The sequence below is a fragment of the Roseiarcus sp. genome, assembly GCF_052145395.1.
In the GTDB taxonomy this organism is placed as follows: domain Bacteria; phylum Pseudomonadota; class Alphaproteobacteria; order Rhizobiales; family Beijerinckiaceae; genus Roseiarcus.
Window position 1 is genome coordinate 1 of sequence record NZ_JBKQOT010000387.1, and the last position, 20,256, is coordinate 20,256.

Consider the following 20,256-nt stretch of genomic DNA (forward strand, 5'->3'; position numbering starts at 1 on the left):
ATCCCTCTGCTGCTCGAGAAACTCGCCGCCGGCCGCAGCCTCGAAGGCGCCGTGGTCACCATCGACGCCATCGCCTGCAATCCTCACATCGCCCAATCCATCCGCGACGCCGGAGCCGACTATCTGCCCGCCGTCAAAGGCAACCAGCCGAGGGCTATGGCGCGCAAAACATGGCGCTCGTGCGCAAGTTCGCCTTCAACAAGCTCAAAACCGCGCCGCCTTTCAGCGACCCGCCGAACCTTCCCGTCAAACCCTGCCGACGGCCAACCAAGCCGCCAAGACCCAAGAGCCTCAAGCTCCGAAGAAAAATAGCCAGCTGGGACGTCAACCGGCTCGCCGAAATCCTCATGATCCAACCTGGTTAAGTCAAATTAACCCGGATTCGGAGCCCTGGCCGATGCGTACCGATGCGAATGGCCGATGCGCAGGCGGCGAAAGGCGGAAGGGGATTACGTCCGCCCCTCCACCTCGTCCATCGCGAGTTGCGCCATCGTTGGCACGCTTTTCCCGTATTGCCGGGCCCGCTCCGGATTGGAGGCGTTGCCGTCGAGCGAGCGCTTGTAGACGCCCTGGGCGATGGCGGCGATGCGGAAAAAGCTGAAGGCGATGAGGAAGGTCCAGTCGGGGATGCGGTCGAGACCCGCCCGGCGGCAATAAGCTTCGACATATTCCGCCTCGGTCGGAATCCCCGCCGCTTTACGATCGACGCCGCAAAGACCGTTCCACGCATTGGGCATTCGCCAGTACATGCACTGATAGGCGAGGTCCGAAAAAGGGTGTCCGAGCGTCGAAAGCTCCCAGTCGAGCACGGCCAGGAGCTTTGGCGAATAAGCTTCGAAGATCATGTTGTCGATCCGCCAGTCCCCATGGACCAGGGAAACCCGGCCGTCGTCGGCCGGAACGTTCGGTCCGAGCCAAGCGATGAGCCGCTCCATCTCCTCAATTCGATCCGTTTCGCTCGCCCGATACTGCTCGGTCCAGCGCTGCAATTGCCGGGCGAAATAGGAGCCCGGCCTGCCGAAATCCGAGAGCCCGACCGCCGCGACGTCGATCGCGTGCAGCTTGGCGAGCCCGTCGTTCATGGCGTCGAAGATCGGCGCTCGCTGGTCGCGCTGAAGGTCCGGCAGCGCCGGGTTCCAAAAGATGCGGCCATCGACATGGGCCATCAGATAGAAGGCTGTGCCGATGACGCTGTCGTCCTCGCACAGTGAAAGCGCTCGCGGCGCAGGAAAGCCTGTGCCCTCGAGCGCCCGCAGAACGCGGAACTCGCGCTCGATCATGTGCGCGCTCTTCAGGAGCTTCCCCGGAGGCTTGCGCCTGAGCACGTACCGCCCTCCGGGAGTCTCGATCAGGTAGGTCGGATTGGACTGGCCGGTCGCAAATTTCTTGGCGACGCTCGGCCCACGGAAGCCTTCGACCTCGGCGCTCGCCCAGGCGTCGAAAGCTTTCATGTCGTCCGGAAAGGTCCCGCTCATCGGCCGTCCGCCTCGTTGGTGTAGCGCTTCATCTCGGCCTTGGCGATCACTCGGCGATGCACTGCGTCCGGCCCGTCGGCAAGGCGGAGCGTGCGGACCTGCGTCCACATCCGCGCCAGCGGAAAGTCCTGGCTGACGCCGGCGCCGCCGTGCAACTGCACGGCTTGGTCGATCACCTCGAGGGCGACGCGCGGGGCGATCACCTTGATCTGCGAGATAAGGGGCGCGGCGGCGCGCACGCCCTGTGTGTCCATCGCCCAGGCGGCCTTCAGGCAGAGCAGCCGCGCCATCTCGATGCTCATCCGGCACTCGGCGATGATGTCGGGATTGGCGCCGAGGCGGGCAAGCTTCTGACCGAAAGCTGTGCGGTTCGCCGCGCGCCGGCACATGGCTTCGAGCGCTCGCTCCGCCTGCCCGATCGCCCGCATGCAATGATGGATGCGCCCCGGCCCGAGCCGGCCCTGCGCAATCTCGAAGCCGCGACCGCGCCCAAGTATGATCGCGTCCTTCGGCACGCGCACGTCGGTGAACCGGATATGCATGTGGCCGTGCGGCGCGTCGTCGGCGCCGTAGACCTTCAGCGCGCGGAGAACCTCGATCCCCTTCGTCCCGGCCGGCACGACGAACATCGAGTGGCGCGCGTGCGGCCCCGCCGCGGGGTCGGTCAGCGTCATGGTGATGTAGAGCGAGCAGCGCGGATCGCCGGCCCCGGACGACCACCATTTCTCGCCGTTCAGAACCCATTCGTCCCCGTCGAGCCGCGCGTCCATGGCGATATTGGTGGCGTCGGACGAGGCGACGCCGGGCTCGGTCATGAGATAGGCCGAACGGGCGCGGCCCTCCAGAAGATCGGGCAGCCACCGCGCCTTCTGCTCGGGCGAGCCGAACCGCTCGAGCACCTCCATGTTGCCGGTGTCGGGGGCCGAGCAGTTGAACGCTTCGGAGGCCAGCAGCGACCAGCCCATCTCCTCGGCCAGATAGGCGTATTCGACCGTAGTGAGGCCGTAGCCCTTGTCTGAGTCGGTCAGCCAGAAATTCCAGAGGCCCTTGCCGCGCGCCTTCGCCTTGAGCGATTCGAGGATCTCGACCATGCGGGCGGTCGGCTTGAAACGGTCCCCGTCGCGGCCGACTTCGGCCTCGTATTCCTCTTCGACCGGCATGATCTCGTCGCGCACCATGGCGCGAACGGCTGCGATGAGCGGGCGGACTTTGTCGCTAACTCCGAGATCCACGTTTCTCTCCCTGACCGTAGGATTCATTCTCAGGTTGGCGCCGCAACCCGCGCCTGCACAAGCCAAAGAAACGACTTCCGCCCCGAACGGCTAAAATCGCTTCGCCAGCCAGATCCGGGAATGGCCGCGCGGAAAGTCGTCGAGCCGGCCGAACTCCCGATACCCGTGTCGTTCGTAGAATTTCGGGGCCTGGAACGTGAACGTGTCAAGATAGACGCCCCGACACCCTTTCTCACACGCGGCCGCCTCGGCCTCCGCCAGGAGACGAGAGCCGACACCGTGAAACCGGTAGGACGCATCGACCCAAAGCAGGTGAACAAACAGCCAATCGAATGCGGTGAGATAGCGTAGCCCCGCCCGGATAGCGCCCTTCGCGTCCCGGCCAACGATCCAACGAGGCGTCCAGTCGCCCGGCAGCCCGAGTTCAGCGCTGTGGGCGCTGAGCCCCGCCGTAACGATGGGCAAGGCCTCTTCCTCCGCCGCGTCGTCCCGGGTGAGCGTTAGCGGCTGTGGGGTCTCGTCCAGGTTCATCGCGGCTCTACGGCGCTGGGACGTCTGGCGGCGGCGAAAAAGGCCGCCGGCCTCGCGCATCACTTCGGGAACGGAACCGGCTGATCCGACAGGGATTGCAGATACGCGAGGATGTCGGCGCGCTTTTGCGGTTCCTTCTCGCCAGCGAAGGCCATCTTGGTCCCGGCGGCCATCCCCTTCGGATTGGCGATCCAGTGATCGAGCTTCTCATAGCTCCAATCTCCCCCGAGGCCCTTGACGGCGTCGGAGTAGGAGAAGCCCGGGGCGGAGGCGATCGGACGCCCGACCACGCCCCACAAATCCGGGCCCACCTTTGCCGCTCCGCCTTTATCGAAGTTATGACACGTGGCGCAGATCTTGGAGTCGGCCTCGCCTTTCTTGGCGTCGGCCTTGGCTAGCAGTTCGGGGAGCGGAACCTCCTTCGGCGCCTCCGGCGCCGCGGCGGCGGCGGGCGCTTCGGCCGAACCCGGCAGCGCGAATCCGGGAACCTTCAAGACCTGCGGCGCGAACACGAAGCTGGTGTACTCCATGATCAGCCCGAGGAACACGAGCGCTCCGAACAGGGCCAGCATGGTCCGGTTGAAATTTTCGGCGGTCATCCGTGGGGCGGCCTTCGTCGACTGAAATTGCACATCGTCCCGAGCGGGCGCGCCCGGACCCGTGCGTTGATTAGCCGCTTTGCCGCTGCGTTGGCAACACGTATAAGCCCGCTCTTCGCCAAAGGTCCCGCCCTTCCCCGATCTCATGACCAGACCCGTCGTTCTCGTTCCCGCGCGCATGGCTTCGATCCGGCTGCCGGGCAAGCCGCTCGCCGACATCGGCGGCGAGCCGATGATCGTCCACGTCTGGCGGCGCGCGATCGAAGCCGGGGTCGGCCCGGTCGTGGTCGCGACTGACGACGAGCGCGTCGCGTCCGCCGTCGAAGCGGCGGGCGGTCAGAGCGTCATGACCCGCGCCGACCACCCATCGGGCTCCGACCGCATATTCGAGGCGGTCGGCGCCATCGATCCCGAAGGCGCCTACGACGTCGTCGTCAACGTCCAGGGCGATCTGCCGACGATCGAGCGGGGGGCGGTGCGGGCCTGCCTTGCGCCGCTCGACGACCCCGCGGTTGACATTGCGACGCTCGCGACCGCGATCGTCCGGGCGGAGGAGAAGGACGACCCCAACGTCGTCAAGGCGGTCGGGACGGAGATCGCGCCCCGGCGGCTGAGAGCGCTCTATTTCACCCGCGCCCGCGCGCCCTGGGGAGAAGGCGAGCTTCTGCACCACATCGGCCTCTACGCGTACCGCCGCAGCGCATTGGCCCGATTCGTCGCTTTGCCGCCGTCTCCGCTCGAGCGGCGCGAGCGGCTCGAGCAGCTGAGGGCGCTCGAAGCGGGCATGCGCATCGACATCGCCATCGTCGATTCGCCGCCGCTCGGCGTCGACACCGCCGAGGATCTGGAGCGGGCGCGCGCAATGCTCGCCAAGAGGACTGAGGGATGACCGAGACGCGTTCGATCGCCTACCAGGGCGAGCCCGGGGCCAATTCCCACATCGCCTGCGTCGAGAATTTTCCCGACTTCGCGCCGATCCCGTGCCCGACCTTCGAGGACGCCTTCTCCGCGCTGCAGGACGGTTCGGCCGACCTCGGCATGATTCCGATCGAGAATTCCATCGCCGGCCGGGTGGCGGACATCCACGCCCTTCTGCCCGCCTCCGGCCTGCACATCGTCGGCGAGACCTTCCTGCCGATCCATTTCCAGCTCCTCGCCGTACCCGGCGCGCGGATCGAGGACCTGAAGGTCGTCCACAGCCACGTCCACGCGCTCGGCCAGTGCCGCAACATCATCCGCCGCCACAAGCTCAAGCCGGTGGTCGCGAGCGACACGGCCGGCTCGGCGCGGGAGGTGGCGGAATGGGGCGACAAGAGCCGCGCCTCGCTCGCCACCGAGCTTGCGGGCCGGATTTACGGCCTGAAGACGCTGATCAGCGACGTGGAGGACGAAAAGCACAACACCACCCGCTTCGTCGTGCTGTCGAAGAGCGAGCATCGGGCGCCCCCGGGAAACGGGCCGGTCGTCACGACCTTTGTCTTCCGGGTGCGCAACGTGCCGGCCGCACTCTACAAGGCGCTCGGCGGCTTCGCCACCAACGGCGTCAACATGACCAAGCTCGAGAGCTACATGGTCGAGGGCGAATTCGCCGCCACCCAATTCCTCGCCGACGTCGACGGACATCCCGAGGACCCGCCGCTCGCGCGGGCGCTGGAGGAACTCACGTTCTTCTCTCGCGAGGTCCGCATCCTCGGCGTCTATCCCGCCCATCCGTTCCGCATCGAGACGCAGAACGGGCACAACGGAATGTGAGGACGGACCGGGCCGGAAGCGTTTGCCCGCCCGCCGTCTTTCCGGTACATCGGAACGCACGATAACGGCCCGGAGGCCGCCATGACGTCGCTTCGCGCCGCGCTTCTCGTCCTCATTCCGTTTTCTGCGATTCCAGCCGGCGCCCAAACCCCGCCCGTCGCCGTCGCCCGCGCGACGATCGAGCGCGTTTCTCCGGACGCCGCGAGCCTCGTCGTACGGACCCGCGACGGCAAGGACCAGGCGATCAAACTGTCGGACAAGACGACGGTCACGCTCGTCCTTGCCGCCGCGCTCGCGGACGTCAAGCCGGGCGCGTTCATCGGCGTCGCGGCGCTGCCGGGCGACGACGGAACGCTCAAGGCCATGGAGGTGCATGTCTTTCCCGAGGCGATGCGCGGGACAGGCGAGGGCCACCGGTCGTTCGACCTCGCGCCGGGCAGCACCATGACCAACGGCGCGGTCGCCGCGCGCGTCGACGGCGTCGCCGGCGCGAACCTCACCGTCGCCTACAACGGGGGCCAACAGGTGATCGCGGTCGATCCCAAGACTCCGATCGTGTCATTCGCGCCGGGCGCGCCAGCCGATCTCAAGGCCGGGGCGGCGGTCGTCGCACGCGGGCTCCGGGAGAACGACGGGACGATCGACGCGGTTCGCATTCTCGTCGGCAAGGACGGCCTCGTCCCGCCGTTGTGAGATTTAAACTTGATCGGTCGGTCGGTCGCCTCGACGATTTGCCCACCTCGAGTGACTATGTTACCGGTCAGTTGTTCTTTTATTCGTGGCTGAGGGTCTTGATGGTCGCCGATCAGAACACAACGGCGCCTCGTTCGTCCAAGAGTGATTCCGGCTTCATCTTTGTTCTGATCAAGCCGACTCACTACGACGACCGGGGCTATCCCATTCAGTGGTATCGCTCCGCGCTGCCGTCCAACACTCTTGCTTGCATGAACAGCCTCGCCGAGGACGCGCGCAACCGCGAAGTGCTCGGACCCGGCGTCGATTTCGCGATCGAAACCTACGACGAGACCAACCGGCGCGTCCTTCCGGCCACCATCATCCGCGACCTGAAGAAGCGCGGCGGTCGGGCGCTGGTCGGCATCGTCGGCGTGCAGTCGAACCAGTATCCGCGTGCGCTCGACATCGCCCGGCGGTTTCGCGCCGAGGGGGTCCCGGTCTGCATCGGAGGCTTTCATGTCTCAGGCTGCCTCGCCATGCTGCCGGAATTGCCCGCCGAACTGAAGGAGGCGCAGGCGCTTGGAATCGCGCTGTTCGCGGGAGAGGCCGAGGAGGGGCGGCTCGACGTCGTGCTGCGCGACGCCTGGAACGACGAGCTCAAGCCGCTCTACAACTACATGGACCAGCTACCCTCGCTCGAGGGCGCGCCCGCCCCGATCCTGCCGCGCAAGCATGTGGAGCGCACCTCTGGCACCTATTCCAGCATCGACCTCGGCCGCGGCTGCCCCTACCAGTGTTCGTTCTGCACTATCATCAACGTGCAAGGCCGCAAGAGCCGCTTCCGAACTCCCGATGATCTGGAAAAGATCATCCGGGCGAACAGGGAACAGGGCATCGACCGGTTCTTCATCACCGACGACAATTTCGCCCGCAACAGCGACTGGGAGATCCTGCTCGACCGGGTGATCGAGCTCAAGAAAGAGGACATCCATGTCGGCCTCACCATCCAGGTCGACACGCTCTGCCACAAGATCCCGAACTTCATCGAGAAGGCGACCAAGGCCGGGGCGAAGCGGGTGTTCATCGGCCTCGAGAACATCAATCCGGACAACCTGATTGCCGCCAAGAAGCGACAGAACAAGATCACCGAATACCGCGAAATGCTGCAGAAATGGCGCGCCCACGGCGCGATCACCTTCGCCGGCTACATCCTCGGTTTTCCCGCCGACACCAAGGAGTCGATCCTCCGCGACATCGAGATCATCAAGCGCGAGCTGCCGCTCGACATTCTCGAGTTCTTCTTCCTTACGCCCCTGCCGGGTTCCGAGGACCACCGGACCCTTTTGAAGAAGGGGGTGTGGATGGACCCGGACATCAACAAGTACGACCTCAACCACCGGGTTTCCCACCACGGCAAGATGTCTGACAAGGAGTGGGAGGAGGCGTATCGGGCGGCCTGGGACGCCTTCTATACCCCCGAGCACCTCCGCACGATCCTGAGGCGCGCGGCCGCGATCCCGAACGGCCGGCCGAAGCAGATCCTGAGCACGATCATGTGGTTCAAGCTGATGATCGACCATGAGGGCGTGCACCCGCTCGAAGGCGGCGCGCTCAGGCTCAAGTCGAGGCGCGACCGAAGGCACGGCCTGCCGCTCGAATCGCCTCTCATCTTCTATCCGCGCTACTGGGGCGGGACGGCGATCAAGGCGGCGAAGTACCTCCGTTTCTTTCTGCGGTCGCGCGGCATCCTCAAGGAGGTCCTCGAAGCGCCGGACCGCTACGCCTACACCGACCTCGCGATCACGCCGCCGAAGGACGACGAGTTCGAGGCGCTTGAACTGTATCACGCCACCTCCGGGGGCGAGGCCGCGCTCGACCGCAAGAAGCTCGGCGACAGCATTCGCGCCAAGGCGACGACCGTGGCCGCGCAGTAGCTGGCGATGCTCGTCGACGGAAAATGGACCGCGGCCTGGCAGCCAGTCCAGGCGACCGACGCCAAGGGCGGCTTCGTCCGGCAGATCTCGAGCTTCCGTTCCTGGGTCACGCCCGACGGCTCGGCCGGACCTACAGGCGACGCAGGCTTCCGCGCCGAGTCCGGCCGCTATCATCTCTATGCCGCCCTCGTCTGCCCGTGGGCGACGCGCGTCCTGATCTCCCGCAGGCTGAAAAAGCTGGAAGACGTGGTCTCGGTCGCCATCGTCGAGCCGGTGCTCACCGACGAGGGCTGGCGCTTCGGCGATGACCCCGGCGCAAACCGCGACACGCTCAACGGCGCGACCTACCTCCACGAGATCTATACCAAGGCCGACCCTCATTTCACCGGCCGCGCCACCGTGCCGGCGCTGTGGGACAAGGACCGGAAGACCATCGTCAACAACGAGTCCGCCGACCTCCTCAGGATTTTCAACTCGGGCTTCGGCGCGCTCGCCGACGACACGGTCGACCTCTATCCCGAGGACCTGCGCGTCGAGATCGACGCGCTGAACGAGGCGATCTATCCGGCGCTCAACAACGGCGTCTATCGCGCCGGCTTCGCCACCACCCAGGCGGCTTACGAGGACGCTTTTGCGGCCGTTTTCGCCATGCTCGATCAGCTCGAGCGCCGGCTCGCGGCGGGTCCCTATCTGTTCGGCGCGCGGCTGACGGAGACCGACATCCGCGCCTTCGTGACCCTCGCCCGCTTCGACGCCGCCTATTTCGGGCAGTTCAAGTGCAACCTGAGACGGATCGCCGAATATCCCAATCTCAGCGCGTATCTCAAGCGTCTCATCGCGATCCCGGCCTTCCGCCACACCTTCATTCTCGACCACATCAAGCGCGGCTACTATTCGATCAAGAGCCTCAACCCGACCCGTATCGTCCCGGTCGGGCCAGAGCTCGAGTGGGCGCCGAGGAGCTGAGGCCTCCGCGCTTCCGGCGCGCGGCCGCCGCGATCTATAGTGGCGGCGGAGGCTCGCCCATGTCCGATGAGAAGTCCCGTCCTGTCGCCCTCGTCGCCGCGGAGGCGCCGCCGCGCGCGAGGTCGTCGAACTATCCAGAACCCTTCTTCTCGCGCATGCTCAAGCGCGACAAGCGCCCGCTCGGCGACCTGTTCGGCCTGACGAATTTCGGGGTCAATCTGACCCGTCTTGCGCCGGGCGGCGAGTCGGCGCTGCGCCACGCCCACCTCAAGCAGGACGAGGTCGTCTACATCCTTGAGGGCCGCCCAACCCTCATCACCGACGCAGGCCGCATGGGCCTCAAACCCGGCATGTGCGCGGGCTTCAAGGCGGGGACCGGCGACGCCCATCATCTCGTCAACGAAACGGACGAGGGCGTCGTCTATCTCGAGATCGGTGACCGCACGCCCGGCGACGCGGCGAGCTATCCCGACGACGACATCGTCGCCGAGGTCGTGGAGGGAAAATGGCGCTTCGTCCACAAGGACGGGACGCCGTACGGGTGATTTCGCCCGCTCGCCCTGCGCGAGGGGGAGAGGACGTGCGGCTGCGAGATGGGGAGGTTTCGCCATGACGTTGCGAATTCTGCGCTGGATTCGCTTACCCCCGGTTGTCGCGCCGCTTTTCGCGCTGGCGTTGCCCGTCGGCGGGGCAGCGGCGAGCGAGGCCTGCTCGACTGCGACCGTCGAGAAACTCGCGATTCCCGGCCTCGTCGTCGAGGCGGCGACCCTGCAGCCGGCGGGCGCGGGCCTGCCGGAGCATTGCGTTCTCAGAGCCCGGGTGGGCGACCGCACCGGGAGCGACGGCAGGCATTACGCCATCCGCTTCGAGATGCGCCTGCCGGCCGAATGGAACGGGCGCTTTCTGCACCAGGGCAACGGCGGCTCGGACGGCGACGTAAGGCCCGCGGTCGGCGACATTTCCGGGACGCACGCCTCGGGCGGCGTTCCGGCGTTGGCGCGCGGATTCGCCGTGCTCTCTTCCGACAGCGGCCATCCGGGTGCCGATCCGGCCAACGCCTCCCTCGGCCTGGCCGCGGGCGTCGCCTTCGGTCTCGATCCTGAGGCGCGGCGCGACTACGGCTACGCGGCCGACATGAGGCTGGCGCCGATCGCCAAGGCGATCATTGAGGCGCAATACGGCCGCAGGCCCGACTTCTCCTATTACGGCGGCTGCTCGAACGGCGGCCGCCACGCCATGGTCGCGGCCTCGCGCATGCCGGCTGAATACGACGGCTTTCTCGCCGGGAACCCCGGCTTCGACTTGCCCCGCGCCGCTCTCCAGCACGCCTGGGACGCCCAAAGCTTCGTCAAGGCCGACCCGGACATCCGCAAGTCGATCACGGCGGAGGACGCCGCGCTCATGTCGCGCAAGATCACGGCGGCCTGCGACAAGCTCGACGGGATCGAGGACGGCCTCACCGCCAAACTCCCCCCCTGCCAGACGGTTTTCTCCTTCTACACCCTCGTCTGCCCCTAAGGCGCGACCGCGAATTGCCTGCCCAAGGCCAAGGTCGACGCACTGAAGGCGAGCTTTTCCGGGCCGGTGAATTCCAGGGGCGAGGCGCTCTATTCCGACTGGCCGGTGGACGGGGGCGTCGGAACGGGCAACTGGCGCCTGTGGAAGGTCGAGAGCCCGATCCCGCCGTGGCATAACTTTCCCATCATCGCCGTCATGGGCGCGGCCTCGCTCGACTACGTGTTCACCACCCCGCCGACCGCGATCGCCGGCACGAACGACGCGCTGATGAAGGGGCTGCTCGCCTTCGACTTCGACAAGGACGTGCCGAAGATCTCCGCGACGACGGACGGCTATCCGGAATCGGCGATGGCGTTCATGACCCCGCCGGACGTCGACAATCCGAAGCTTGCGGCCTTCCGCGAGAAGGGCCGCAAGATGATCATCTATCACGGCCAGGCGGACCCGGTGTTCTCGATCGACGACACGATTCGCTGGTGGCAGAAGCTCGATGCGAATATGGGCGGCAGGGCGGCCGATTCGGTGCGCCTCTTCGCGGTCCCCGGCATGACCCACTGCGAGGGCGGCGTCGCGCTCGACCGGTTCGATGCGCTCACGGCGCTGACCGACTGGGTCGAGAAGGGCAAGGCGCCCGATCGGATCATCGCGACCGTCGACCCGGACAACAAGGAAATCCCGGCATCCTGGAGCCTGACCCGCACCCGCCCGCTCTGCCCCTGGCCGACCTACGCCCGTTACAAGAGCGGCGACCCGGAGAGCGCGGCGTCGTTCGAATGCGCGGGGCCGTGAGGCTGGTGCGCTGGCCGGGTTCACCACGGAGAACACGAAGGGTCTCGAAGGTGGCTTCGGGTTTCTTTGGTGTTCTTGGTGGTGAAACCTGCGCGGCAGATTCGCGGCCGGGCGTCTACGGCCGCGCCAGCACCTCCCGCACCCGCTCGACCAGCTCCGCCTCGGGGGCCGTGAACTGGGCGCGCTGGCGGAGCTCCAGATAATCGGCGCGGTCCTTCGTGCTCTTGGCGAGCTCGGCGCCGAGCTTCAGGTCGCGGATCGCGACCTGCGGGCCGCCCGGCGCGTCGCGTTCGTTCGAGCCCTGGATCACCGCGACCCGGCTCTTGCGCTTGTCGGCATATTTGAGCTGGGCGTTCATGCCGGCCGAGCCGAGGTACATTTCGGCGGCGATGCCAGCGCCGCGCAGGGCTGCCACGAGGCGCTGGGTGTTCGCCATCGACTTTTCGTCGCGGTCGAGGGCAAGCACGACCACCGGACCGTCCGCCTTCGCCGCCGCGACGATCGGGCTGTCGATCGCGCGGAGCGCCGCGAGCAGGCGCGACACGCCGACCGAGAAGCCGGTCGCCGGCACGGGCTCCTCGCGGAAGCGGGCGACGAGGCCATCGTAGCGCCCTCCGCCGCCGACCGAGCCGAACCGCACCGGGCGGCCCGCTTCGTCCTTGACCTCGAAGGTCAGCTCCGCCTCGAAGACGGGCCCGGTGTAATATTCGAGGCCGCGGACGACGGAAGGGTCGATGCGAACTCGTTCAACGAAGTCTTCAGCTCCCAAGGTTGCGGTGAACCCGGTTGCCTGAAACGTGGCCTCGATCTCCGCGAGTTCTCGTATCCCAGCGGCCAATGTCTGGTTCATCTCGAAAAGAAGGCTTAGCTCCCCCAAAATCTCGAAGCCGAAGCTCCAATCGTAACGCCGGTTCTGTGGATTGACCACTTGGAGAGCTTGTGCCTTGCGGCGCATTCGCTCGGGATCCCCGTAGGCATCGGGGTTCCACTCCGACGGCGGAGTCAGGAATGGATTCGGAAAGCTAACATCAACGCTATCAAACTCTTGCCGTTGGATGAGATCGAACGTCGTGCCGAAATTTAGTAGTTGCAGGAGCGGTTCAATTTGTTGCTCACCTAGGTCCGCACCTTTTGTGAAATCCCCACTTTCATCCTTCCGGCCTCGACCAAGCAGAGCGCGAACTCCGTCGGCGCCCAATCGGTCGTACTTATCCATTGCCCTCAGAACCGTCAGCCGCCGGCCCGCGTTGTTGGCGCCGCCGAGGCCGATCGCCTCCATCACCCCGTCCAGAACCTTGCGGTTGTTGACCTTGACGACATAGTCGCCGCGCTTGATGCCGAGCGCCTCCAGGCAGTCGGCGGCCATCATGCAGATTTCCGCGTCGGCTGCGACGCTCGCCGCGCCGACCGTGTCGGCGTCGAACTGCATGAACTGACGGTAGCGCCCCGGCCCCGGCTTCTCGTTGCGGAACACCCACCCCGCCCGATAGCTCCGATAGGGTTTTGCAAGCTTGTCAAAATTCTCGGCCACGTAGCGGGCGAGCGGCGCGGTCAGGTCGTAGCGGAGCGACAGCCACTGCTCGTCGTCGTCCTTAAACGAGAACACGCCCTCGTTCGGCCGATCCTGGTCGGGCAGGAACTTTCCCAAGGCCTCGGTGTATTCGATGAACGGCGTCTCGACCGCCTCGAAGCCATAGAGCGCGTAAACGCTGCGGATCTTGGCCATCATCGCATCGGCGGCGGCGATGTCGGCGGGGGCGCGGTCGACGAGCCCGCGCGGCAGGGTTGCGCGCACGCGGGTCGGAACGGAGGATTCGGTCATGGGCGTTCAGTCCGTTCGGCGGCTCGGCGTCAGAAGAACCCGGCGGCGATGTTGATGGCGAGGGCGAGGATGATGGTGTTGAAGAAGAATCCGACAACGCCCTGGATGACGCAGATGCGGCGCATGCGGGTCGAGGTCACATTGGTGTCGGAGCTGGCGAAGGTGCAGCCGACGACGAAGGCCTGATAGACGAACTCGGTCCAGCCGGGCTTGGGCTTGCCGGGAAACTCGAGCCCGCCGGGCTCGCCGTCGGCGACCGCGCCGAAATAGACGCCCGCGTAATGAATCGCGAACAGGACCTGGATGAAGGTCCAGGCACTCAGAATGCTCAGGGTGACGAGCGCGAGGTGCTCGGCCTTGGCGAGACCCTCCATGGTCTTCACCGGGCCCAGCTCCCAGATGATCGCCGCCAGTGCCGCACAGGACGCGACGACCCCAAGGAGCAGGAGCGCCCACTGGTTCTCGTCCTCGGGGCGGGCCTCCACACGCGGGTCGGCGGTTGGCCTGAGCATCATCGCAGTAATGAGGGCGAGATAGGCCCAGCACCCGGCGTTCCAGGCGACAAGCATGCGGGTCGATTCCCGCGCGGCCACCGGCGCGAACATGAGGACGAGATAGGTCACGACCACGATCGCCGCCCCTGCGAGAAGGCGGGGACGGTGCGCGAGCGTCGTGAGAAGCCCGCCCGGCGCCTCGTCGGCGTCCGGCGGCGGCGTGGGGGAGGTCATCCGAAGCCGTTGGATTGCAGAGCGGCGCCTGCCTTGCCCGACGAGGGGCGGAGGGTCAAGCGGAGCGCGCCCGGCGGGGCGCGCGGCGGCCGCAGGCGCCGAGAAAGCTGAAGAGGCTTGCACAATTACGCAACGCTATGTTAACATGATTCACTCAGGGGTGTGGCCTTGAAGCTAGTGCATTTCAGAAGGTGGAGCGATCTCGGAGCGGGGCGGCCCAGTTTATATCAGATGCACAGGGGAACAGGCGGGGGATTATCATGATGACAAAGTCGATTCCGGCAGGCGCGACGGCGATCGCGATGGCGGGTATGGCGTTCGTAGCCTCGCCGGCTCGCGCCTACCCGATCGCGGTTGCAAACTCCTCGTTCGAAATCCTGCCGACGGGCGGCCTGCCGTATGCGTGCGGCGGCGCGTGCGCCTATAGCGGCGGGACCGGCATCCCCGGATGGGTCACGACCAGCCCCAGCACGGGTGAATGGATCCCTGGGGGCTATAACGGCAACCCGCCCGCCATCGACGGCAATGCTCTCGCCTGGTCCAACGGCGGCGCGATCTACCAGACCGTCGGCAGCGCCATCGCGGGAACGACCTACACACTCCAGGTCGACGTGCTGGACCGGACCGACACACCGGCAACGGGTCTTGTTCAACTCGAAGTCGGCTCGAACGTCGTGGCCACCGCCATCGGCGTCGATGACGGCCCGGGCGCTTGGAGCGATTTGACCGCCACCTACACTGCGCTTGCCGCGGACAATGGTGAGCCGCTCACCATTCTGCTCAGTTCGTCCGGCGCCCAGGGCGATTTCGATAATGTCCAGCTGACCGCGTCAGGAGACCCCGCGGGTCCGCCTGATCCCCCTCACACCCGCCCGATTGCGGTTGCCAACTCCTCGTTCGAAATCCTGCCGACGGGCGGCCTGTCGAACTGGTGCGGCGGCACGTGCGAATACAGCGAAGGGGGCGCCATCCCCGGATGGAAAACCGAGGGTAACGCGGGTCAATGGATCGTCGGCGGCTACAAAGGCAACCCGTCCGCCATCGACGGCGACGTCCTCGCATGGGTCAACGCGGGCGAAATCTACCAGACCGTCGGCGAGGCCATCGCGGGAACGACCTACACGCTCCAGGTCGACGTGATGCAGCGCACCGATTGGCCTATGACGGGCGTTGTTCAACTCGAAATCGGCTCGACCGTCGTGGCCACCGCTGTCGGCGTCAACGCTGGCCCGGGGACTTGGAGCGATTGGACCGCCACCTACACCGCGCTGGCCGGCGACAACGGGCAGCCGCTCACCATCCTGCTCGGCTCGTCCGGCGGACAGGGCGATTTCGACAATGTCCGGCTGACCGAGTCATACGCGGCTCCGGAGCCGGCGACATGGGCGATGCTGCTGGCAGGCTTCGGCGCCATCGGCGCCTTGGCGCTGCGACGGGGCAAAATCACCGCCGCGTAAAGGACCTGGCCGGGCGCGTCCGAGCAAGGGGGAGCAGTCATGAGGCGGCAGGAAACTGCCGCCTCTCTTTTTGCGGCGCGCGATCTGATATGAAGACGGCGCAGCCAGACGCTTGTTGATCGGATCGCGCGTATGAACCCCACCGTTGTTGTTCGCGCCGAAGGACGGGCGGCGGTCGTGACGATCGAGCGGCCGGAGCGCCGCAACGCCGTCGACCTCATCACCGCGCGGGCGCTGTACGAAGCGTTCAAGCGGTTCGACGCCGATCCGAATGCGGACGTCGCGGTGCTGACGGGCGCAGGCGGCGCGTTCTGCGCCGGCGCCGACCTCAAGGCGCTGGCCGCGGGCGAGACGGGGCGGTTCGAGAAGGATGGCGACTTCGGCCCGATGGGGCCGACGCGGCTCAAACTCGCCAAGCCGGTGATCGCGGCGATCGAGGGACCGGCGGTCGCGGGCGGCACGGAGCTCGCGCTCTGGTGCGATCTGAGGATCGCGGCTCGCTCGGCGGTGTTCGGCGTCTTCAACCGCCGCTTCGGCGTGCCGCTCATCGACCTCGGCACGATCCGCCTGCCGCGCATCGTCGGGCACGGCCGGGCGATGGAGCTCATCCTCACCGGCCGGGCGGTCGGCGCCGAGGAGGCGCACCGCATCGGCCTCGTCAACGAGGTGACGGAAGACGGCGAAGCGCTTTCGCGCGCTCTGGCGCTCGCCCATAGTCTCAGCGCCTTTCCCCAGAACGCGATGCGCAACGACCGGCTGTCGGCGATCGAGCAATGGGACCTGAGTGGCGAGGCCGCCGCCGCCAACGAGGTCGCGAAGGGCCTCGCGACGCTTGCGAGCGGCGAGGCGACCGAAGGCCCGGCTCGATTCGCCGGCGGCGCGGGCCGGCACGGGACTTTCGGGAGCGGCGAGTAGAGCCCGCATAGGTTGTGGCCCATGGGAGGGGTGGCGTCTCGCCGCCCCGGGGAGCGCGAGACCCACTCCCTCCTGATATCACCTCCCCGGCTGAGCCTGCCGCGCCGTCCATTCGGCGCGCTCGAAATCCTCGAAGGCCGCGATCATGGCGCGGAAGGTCTTTTCCGCAACGGTCGGATCGAGGTTTTGCGCCGCAGCGTCGGCGCGGACCTTAGCGATGACGGCGTCGACCCGCTTTGGGTCGCTGACGGCGGCGGGGTCCTTCTTGAACCGCCCCGCTTCGCCTACGTATTGCTGCCGCTCGGCCATCAGGCGGACGAGGTCGCGGTCGATGCGGTCGATGTTTTCGCGCACCTCGCTGAGGCTCGCGCAGCATTTCCCCCCGTTTGCCGACGGGCTGCCCCAGGCGGCCGGCCGCGTCGCCGCGTCGTCGGCAAGCGACGGCAGCGCGGCGAGGAGGAGCAGGGCGAGGACGATCTTGCGAAGCATGGGGCCGTGACCTGGATCAGACATGAGAGGCTCCGTCTCCCAGATTCGCTGAGCGCCGACCTTCTTCTCCCGAACAGGAGAAGGGGACGCGCCAGGCTGGGACACAGCGAACCTCAGCGCTTGACCGCCGGCCGCCTTCGCGCGCCACAATGGCGCCGATGAAGTCAGATTTCACCAGACGCGCATTTCTCGCCGGCGCCGCCGCGGCCTTTTCCGCGCCCGCTCTCGCCAACGTGCCGACGCCTTACGACTGGGGCGCCTCGCCGCCGCGCGCGACCCGCGAGGCGTTCGTCGAATGGATGGCGAAGAACCGCGGCGAGGACCCGAATTATTTGGGCCAGCGCTGGGACCGGCTGCAGCAGCTTCTCGCGCATCGCGACGTCTGGGACGAGGCCGACATCCGCGCCTATCTGCTCACGCCGCGGGAACGATTCGTCGGGGCGGAGAACCTCGACCGCGCCTACGAGTGGCATCACCTCAACATCGGCTTCGGCGTCACCATCACCGGCCCGCATACGGTCGCGCGGATGACGAACACGCTGGCGATCCAGCGCGGCCACAAAGTGCTCGAGATCGGCACCGGCTCGGGCTACCAGTCGGCCTATCTTTCGAACCTCACGCCGAACGTGTTTTCGATCGAGATCATCCCGCCGCTCGCCGCCCGCACGCGGGCGCTCTACGACCGCCTGATCGGCGAAGGCTATTCCGAATATCGCGTCATCCGCACCCGCAACGCTGACGGCTATTACGGCTGGGAGGAGCACGCGCCGTTCGACAAGGTTATCGTCACCTGCGGCATCGACCACATCCCGCCCCCGCTCCTGCAGCAGCTCACCCCGAACGGGATCATGGTCATTCCGGTCGGGCCGCCCGGGGCGCAGCACGTGATCAAGGCGACCAAAGAGACCGCATCCGACGGGCGGGTTTCGGTCGTCCGCTCCGACATCTACGGCGGCGCGGTCGTTCCCTTCGTGCCCTTCACCGGCGGCCACCAGTCGTGACGACGGCGGTCGCCGAACTCCATAGCGGTCGGAAGACGGGCGTCCTAACGCCGGTCCGCTGATAACCGCCCGTCGTAGCCGGATCGTCATGGGCGGGCTTGACCCCGCCACCCACGCGAACGCAGCCTGTTTTCGTCTGGCGGCCTATCGAGTCGTGGAGTGGCGAAGCCGGCCCGCGCAGGGTCCGGGAAATCCAAAGAGCGGCGATGACGCGATCGTCGAGATACTTACCATTAAAAATGGTTAAATAGTCCGAGGCAATCCCGCTAGCTCACCCCGATCAGCACGCCGGCCGCGAACACCAGCGCCCCGCCCACCATCACCTTGGCGGCGGCCGACAGAGGTGGCGTGTCCATGTAGCGCCACTGGATCCAGGAAATGGCGAGAAGCTCGATCACCACGACGCAGACCGCGATCAGGGTCGCCCAGTAGAAGTCCGGGATGAGGAACGGAAGGGTGTGGCCAATGCCGCCCGCCATCGTCATCAGGCCGCAGACGAGGCCGCGCAGCAGCGGCGCGCCGCGACCCGACAGCTTGCCGTCGTCCGCCAGCGCCTCGGCGAAGCCCATCGAGATGCCGGCGCCGACCGAGGCGGCGAGACCGACCACGAAGGTGTTCCAGGTGTTGTGGGTTGCGAAGGCCGCCGCGAACACCGGCGCGAGCGTCGACACCGATCCGTCCATAAGCCCCACGAGGCCCGGCTGGATGATCTGGAGTATGAATCGCCGCCGCTCGTGCTCCTCCTCGGTATGGAGGGCGGTCGGCGTCAAAAGTTCCCGCTCGAGCACCGCCACCCGGTTGTCGTGCCGGTCCTCGACCGCGGCGAGGTCGCCGAGCAGCTTGCGGATCGAAGCGTCGGAGGCGCGAGTGATCGCCTGGCGATAGAAGCGGGCCGCGGCCTTCTCCATGTCGTGCGCGCAGGCGCGCACCGACTCGAGGTTCAGCGGGCGGAGCTGCCAGATCGGCCGCTGCGGGATATAGCCGTGGATGTCCTGGCGTCGGATCAGCGGGATGTGCTGGCCGAACTTGGAGACGAACAGGTCGATGAGCTGTCTCCGGTGCCCGTTCTCCTCGGCCGCCATCTCGGTGAAAACCTGGGCGCTGGCCGGATAGTCGGCCACGAGCCCTTCGGCGAAGTCGGCGTAGATGCGGCTGTCCTCTTCCTCGTTGCTGATGGCCAGCGCCAGCATCTCGCGTTCGGTCAGGTCGTCGAAATTCCGCATTGTCGCGTCCTCTGGCGTTCTCGCGATCTCGGCTCGGGTTGGAATGGTTGTCTCGACCGGCGACCGGGCGGGGATCGCCCGCGGCTCAGCAGGTCGGGGCATTTTCTGACGGGAGCGGTTGTAAAAGGGAGCCCTCACGGGGTCAACGCTTGGCCATCGCTTTCGGATCATCGCGCCGTTGCTTTTCGCAAGCTGGCCCCGCGCCTTGCCATCCCCGGCGGCCGGGGCTACACGGGGCCGCCCCGGCGTTTCCGCAATTCTCCGCGCGCGCGGGCGCGAAGATCGCTCATAAGCCTTTTGCCGTGGCTCAGGTTCCCTCCCTCGATCGATTCCACCACGTCGTCGTCAAGGTCGGCTCGTCGCTTCTCGTCGATTCCGCGCGAGGGGCGATCAAGCAGGCGTGGCTCGACGCGCTCACCGAGGACATCGCGGCGCTGCACGCTCGCGGCGCGAGCGTAACGGTCGTCTCCTCGGGCGCGATTGCGCTCGGGCGCACGGTCGCCGGTCTGCCCAAGGGAAGGCTCAAGCTCGAGGACAGCCAGGCCTCGGCCGCAATCGGCCAGATCGCCCTGTCGAGCGCCTGGTCTCAGGCGCTGCATAGGCACGGCATCGTGGCCGGGCAAGTGCTGGTGACGCTCAGGGACACCGAGGAGCGGCGCCGCTATCTCAACGCCCGCGCGACGCTCGGCAGGCTTCTCGCGATGCGCGCCGTCCCGATTATCAACGAGAACGACACCGTCGCCACCAGCGAGATCCGCTACGGCGACAACGACCGGCTCGCCGCGCGCGTCGCCACCATGGCGAGCGCCGATCTCCTGATTCTGCTCTCCGATGTCGCCGGCCTCTACGATTCGCCGCCCTCCGACAACGCTCACGCCAGGCTGCTGCCTGTGGTCGAGAAGGTGACGCCAGGCATCGAGGCGATGGCGGGCGGGGCGGCTTCAGATCTGTCGCGCGGCGGAATGCGCACCAAGATCGAGGCCGCCCGCATCGCGACCTCGGCCGGGACCCACATGATCATCGCCGACGGGCGGGTCATGCATCCGATCGCGCGCGTGGCCGAGGGCGGGCGCTGCACCTGGTTCCTCACCCCGTCGAATCCGGTCGCGGCGCGCAAGATCTGGATCGGCGGCTCGCTCGAGCTGAAAGG

19 protein-coding genes and 2 pseudogenes are annotated in these 20,256 nt (G+C 66.8%); 13 read left to right on the forward strand and 8 right to left on the reverse strand.

From position 1 onward, the window contains the following. Window positions 1-150, forward strand: a pseudogene (locus ACLP25_RS12910) (ISAs1 family transposase); the annotation flags it as partial. Window positions 151-170: 20 nt separating this feature from the next. Beyond that, complete coding sequence (locus ACLP25_RS12915; protein ID WP_442469612.1) at window positions 171-365, forward strand: hypothetical protein; 195 nt, start codon at window positions 171-173, stop codon at window positions 363-365. Window positions 366-449: 84 nt separating this feature from the next. On the opposite strand, the gene ACLP25_RS12920 is transcribed toward ACLP25_RS12915, so the two are convergent. The 4 genes from ACLP25_RS12920 to ACLP25_RS12935 form a co-directional block, all read right to left on the reverse strand. After that, window positions 450-1,475 carry a phosphotransferase gene (locus ACLP25_RS12920; RefSeq protein WP_442469594.1) on the reverse strand — a complete coding sequence of 342 codons (1,026 nt, stop codon included), beginning with the start codon at window positions 1,473-1,475 and terminating at the stop codon, window positions 450-452. Further along, window positions 1,472-2,707 (reverse strand): acyl-CoA dehydrogenase family protein, encoded by a 1,236-nt coding sequence (locus ACLP25_RS12925; protein WP_442469595.1) that lies wholly within the window; start codon window positions 2,705-2,707, stop codon window positions 1,472-1,474. Before ACLP25_RS12925 ends, ACLP25_RS12920 begins: the two co-directional genes overlap by 4 nt. Before the next feature lie 90 nt (window positions 2,708-2,797). Next, window positions 2,798-3,238: a GNAT family N-acetyltransferase gene (locus tag ACLP25_RS12930; RefSeq protein WP_442469596.1), complete on the reverse strand. Its 441-nt coding sequence runs from the start codon at window positions 3,236-3,238 to the stop codon at window positions 2,798-2,800. A gap of 59 nt (window positions 3,239-3,297) precedes the next feature. After that, window positions 3,298-3,837: a c-type cytochrome gene (locus tag ACLP25_RS12935; protein ID WP_442469597.1), complete on the reverse strand. Its 540-nt coding sequence runs from the start codon at window positions 3,835-3,837 to the stop codon at window positions 3,298-3,300. A 145-nt stretch (window positions 3,838-3,982) separates the two neighbouring features. On the opposite strand from ACLP25_RS12935, the gene ACLP25_RS12940 reads away from it, so the two are divergent. From ACLP25_RS12940 to ACLP25_RS12970, 7 genes and pseudogenes are all read left to right on the forward strand, one after another. Beyond that, complete coding sequence (locus tag ACLP25_RS12940; protein ID WP_442469598.1) at window positions 3,983-4,726, forward strand: 3-deoxy-manno-octulosonate cytidylyltransferase; 744 nt, start codon at window positions 3,983-3,985, stop codon at window positions 4,724-4,726. Beyond that, on the forward strand, window positions 4,723-5,589 hold the full coding sequence (locus ACLP25_RS12945; protein ID WP_442469599.1) for a prephenate dehydratase: 867 nt from the start codon (window positions 4,723-4,725) through the stop codon (window positions 5,587-5,589). The genes ACLP25_RS12940 and ACLP25_RS12945 overlap by 4 nt, the downstream gene beginning before the upstream one ends. Window positions 5,590-5,670: 81 nt before the next feature. After that, window positions 5,671-6,282, forward strand: coding sequence for a DUF5666 domain-containing protein (locus ACLP25_RS12950; RefSeq protein WP_442469600.1), 612 nt, complete (start codon window positions 5,671-5,673; stop codon window positions 6,280-6,282). A gap of 101 nt (window positions 6,283-6,383) precedes the next feature. Beyond that, complete coding sequence (locus ACLP25_RS12955) at window positions 6,384-8,198, forward strand: B12-binding domain-containing radical SAM protein (RefSeq protein ID WP_442469601.1); 1,815 nt, start codon at window positions 6,384-6,386, stop codon at window positions 8,196-8,198. Between the two features lie 6 nt (window positions 8,199-8,204). After that, window positions 8,205-9,164: a glutathione S-transferase family protein gene (locus ACLP25_RS12960; RefSeq protein ID WP_442469602.1), complete on the forward strand. Its 960-nt coding sequence runs from the start codon at window positions 8,205-8,207 to the stop codon at window positions 9,162-9,164. Between the two features lie 59 nt (window positions 9,165-9,223). Next, window positions 9,224-9,709, forward strand: coding sequence for a cupin domain-containing protein (locus ACLP25_RS12965; RefSeq protein WP_442469603.1), 486 nt, complete (start codon window positions 9,224-9,226; stop codon window positions 9,707-9,709). A gap of 64 nt (window positions 9,710-9,773) precedes the next feature. Then, window positions 9,774-11,471 (forward strand): annotated as a pseudogene (locus ACLP25_RS12970) (tannase/feruloyl esterase family alpha/beta hydrolase). Window positions 11,472-11,586: 115 nt separating this feature from the next. Here ACLP25_RS12970 and ACLP25_RS12975 read toward each other — a convergent pair. Then, window positions 11,587-13,293 carry a histidine--tRNA ligase gene (locus tag ACLP25_RS12975; protein WP_442469604.1) on the reverse strand — a complete coding sequence of 569 codons (1,707 nt, stop codon included), beginning with the start codon at window positions 13,291-13,293 and terminating at the stop codon, window positions 11,587-11,589. A gap of 29 nt (window positions 13,294-13,322) precedes the next feature. Next, window positions 13,323-14,021 (reverse strand): DUF1345 domain-containing protein, encoded by a 699-nt coding sequence (locus ACLP25_RS12980; protein WP_442469605.1) that lies wholly within the window; start codon window positions 14,019-14,021, stop codon window positions 13,323-13,325. Between the two features lie 302 nt (window positions 14,022-14,323). Between ACLP25_RS12980 and ACLP25_RS12985 the strand changes: the two genes are divergently transcribed. Both ACLP25_RS12985 and ACLP25_RS12990 read left to right on the forward strand, forming a co-directional pair. Beyond that, entirely contained in the window at window positions 14,324-15,478 is a 1,155-nt protein-coding gene (locus tag ACLP25_RS12985) for a PEPxxWA-CTERM sorting domain-containing protein (protein WP_442469606.1), read from the forward strand. Window positions 15,479-15,610: 132 nt separating this feature from the next. Continuing rightward, window positions 15,611-16,393, forward strand: coding sequence for a crotonase/enoyl-CoA hydratase family protein (locus ACLP25_RS12990; RefSeq protein ID WP_442469607.1), 783 nt, complete (start codon window positions 15,611-15,613; stop codon window positions 16,391-16,393). 78 nt (window positions 16,394-16,471) lie between these two features. Here ACLP25_RS12990 and ACLP25_RS12995 read toward each other — a convergent pair whose 3' ends face one another. Next, entirely contained in the window at window positions 16,472-16,906 is a 435-nt protein-coding gene (locus ACLP25_RS12995) for a chorismate mutase (RefSeq protein ID WP_442469608.1), read from the reverse strand. Window positions 16,907-17,040: 134 nt separating this feature from the next. Between ACLP25_RS12995 and ACLP25_RS13000 the strand changes: the two genes are divergently transcribed. Next, window positions 17,041-17,883, forward strand: coding sequence for a protein-L-isoaspartate O-methyltransferase family protein (locus ACLP25_RS13000; protein ID WP_442469609.1), 843 nt, complete (start codon window positions 17,041-17,043; stop codon window positions 17,881-17,883). Between the two features lie 266 nt (window positions 17,884-18,149). On the opposite strand, the gene mbfA is transcribed toward ACLP25_RS13000, so the two are convergent. Then, window positions 18,150-19,106, reverse strand: coding sequence for an iron exporter MbfA (gene mbfA, locus ACLP25_RS13005; RefSeq protein WP_442469610.1), 957 nt, complete (start codon window positions 19,104-19,106; stop codon window positions 18,150-18,152). Window positions 19,107-19,408: 302 nt separating this feature from the next. Here mbfA and proB point away from each other — a divergent pair. Then, window positions 19,409-20,256: glutamate 5-kinase (proB, locus tag ACLP25_RS13010; RefSeq protein ID WP_442469611.1), on the forward strand; the 848-nt coding region annotated here is incomplete at its 3' end.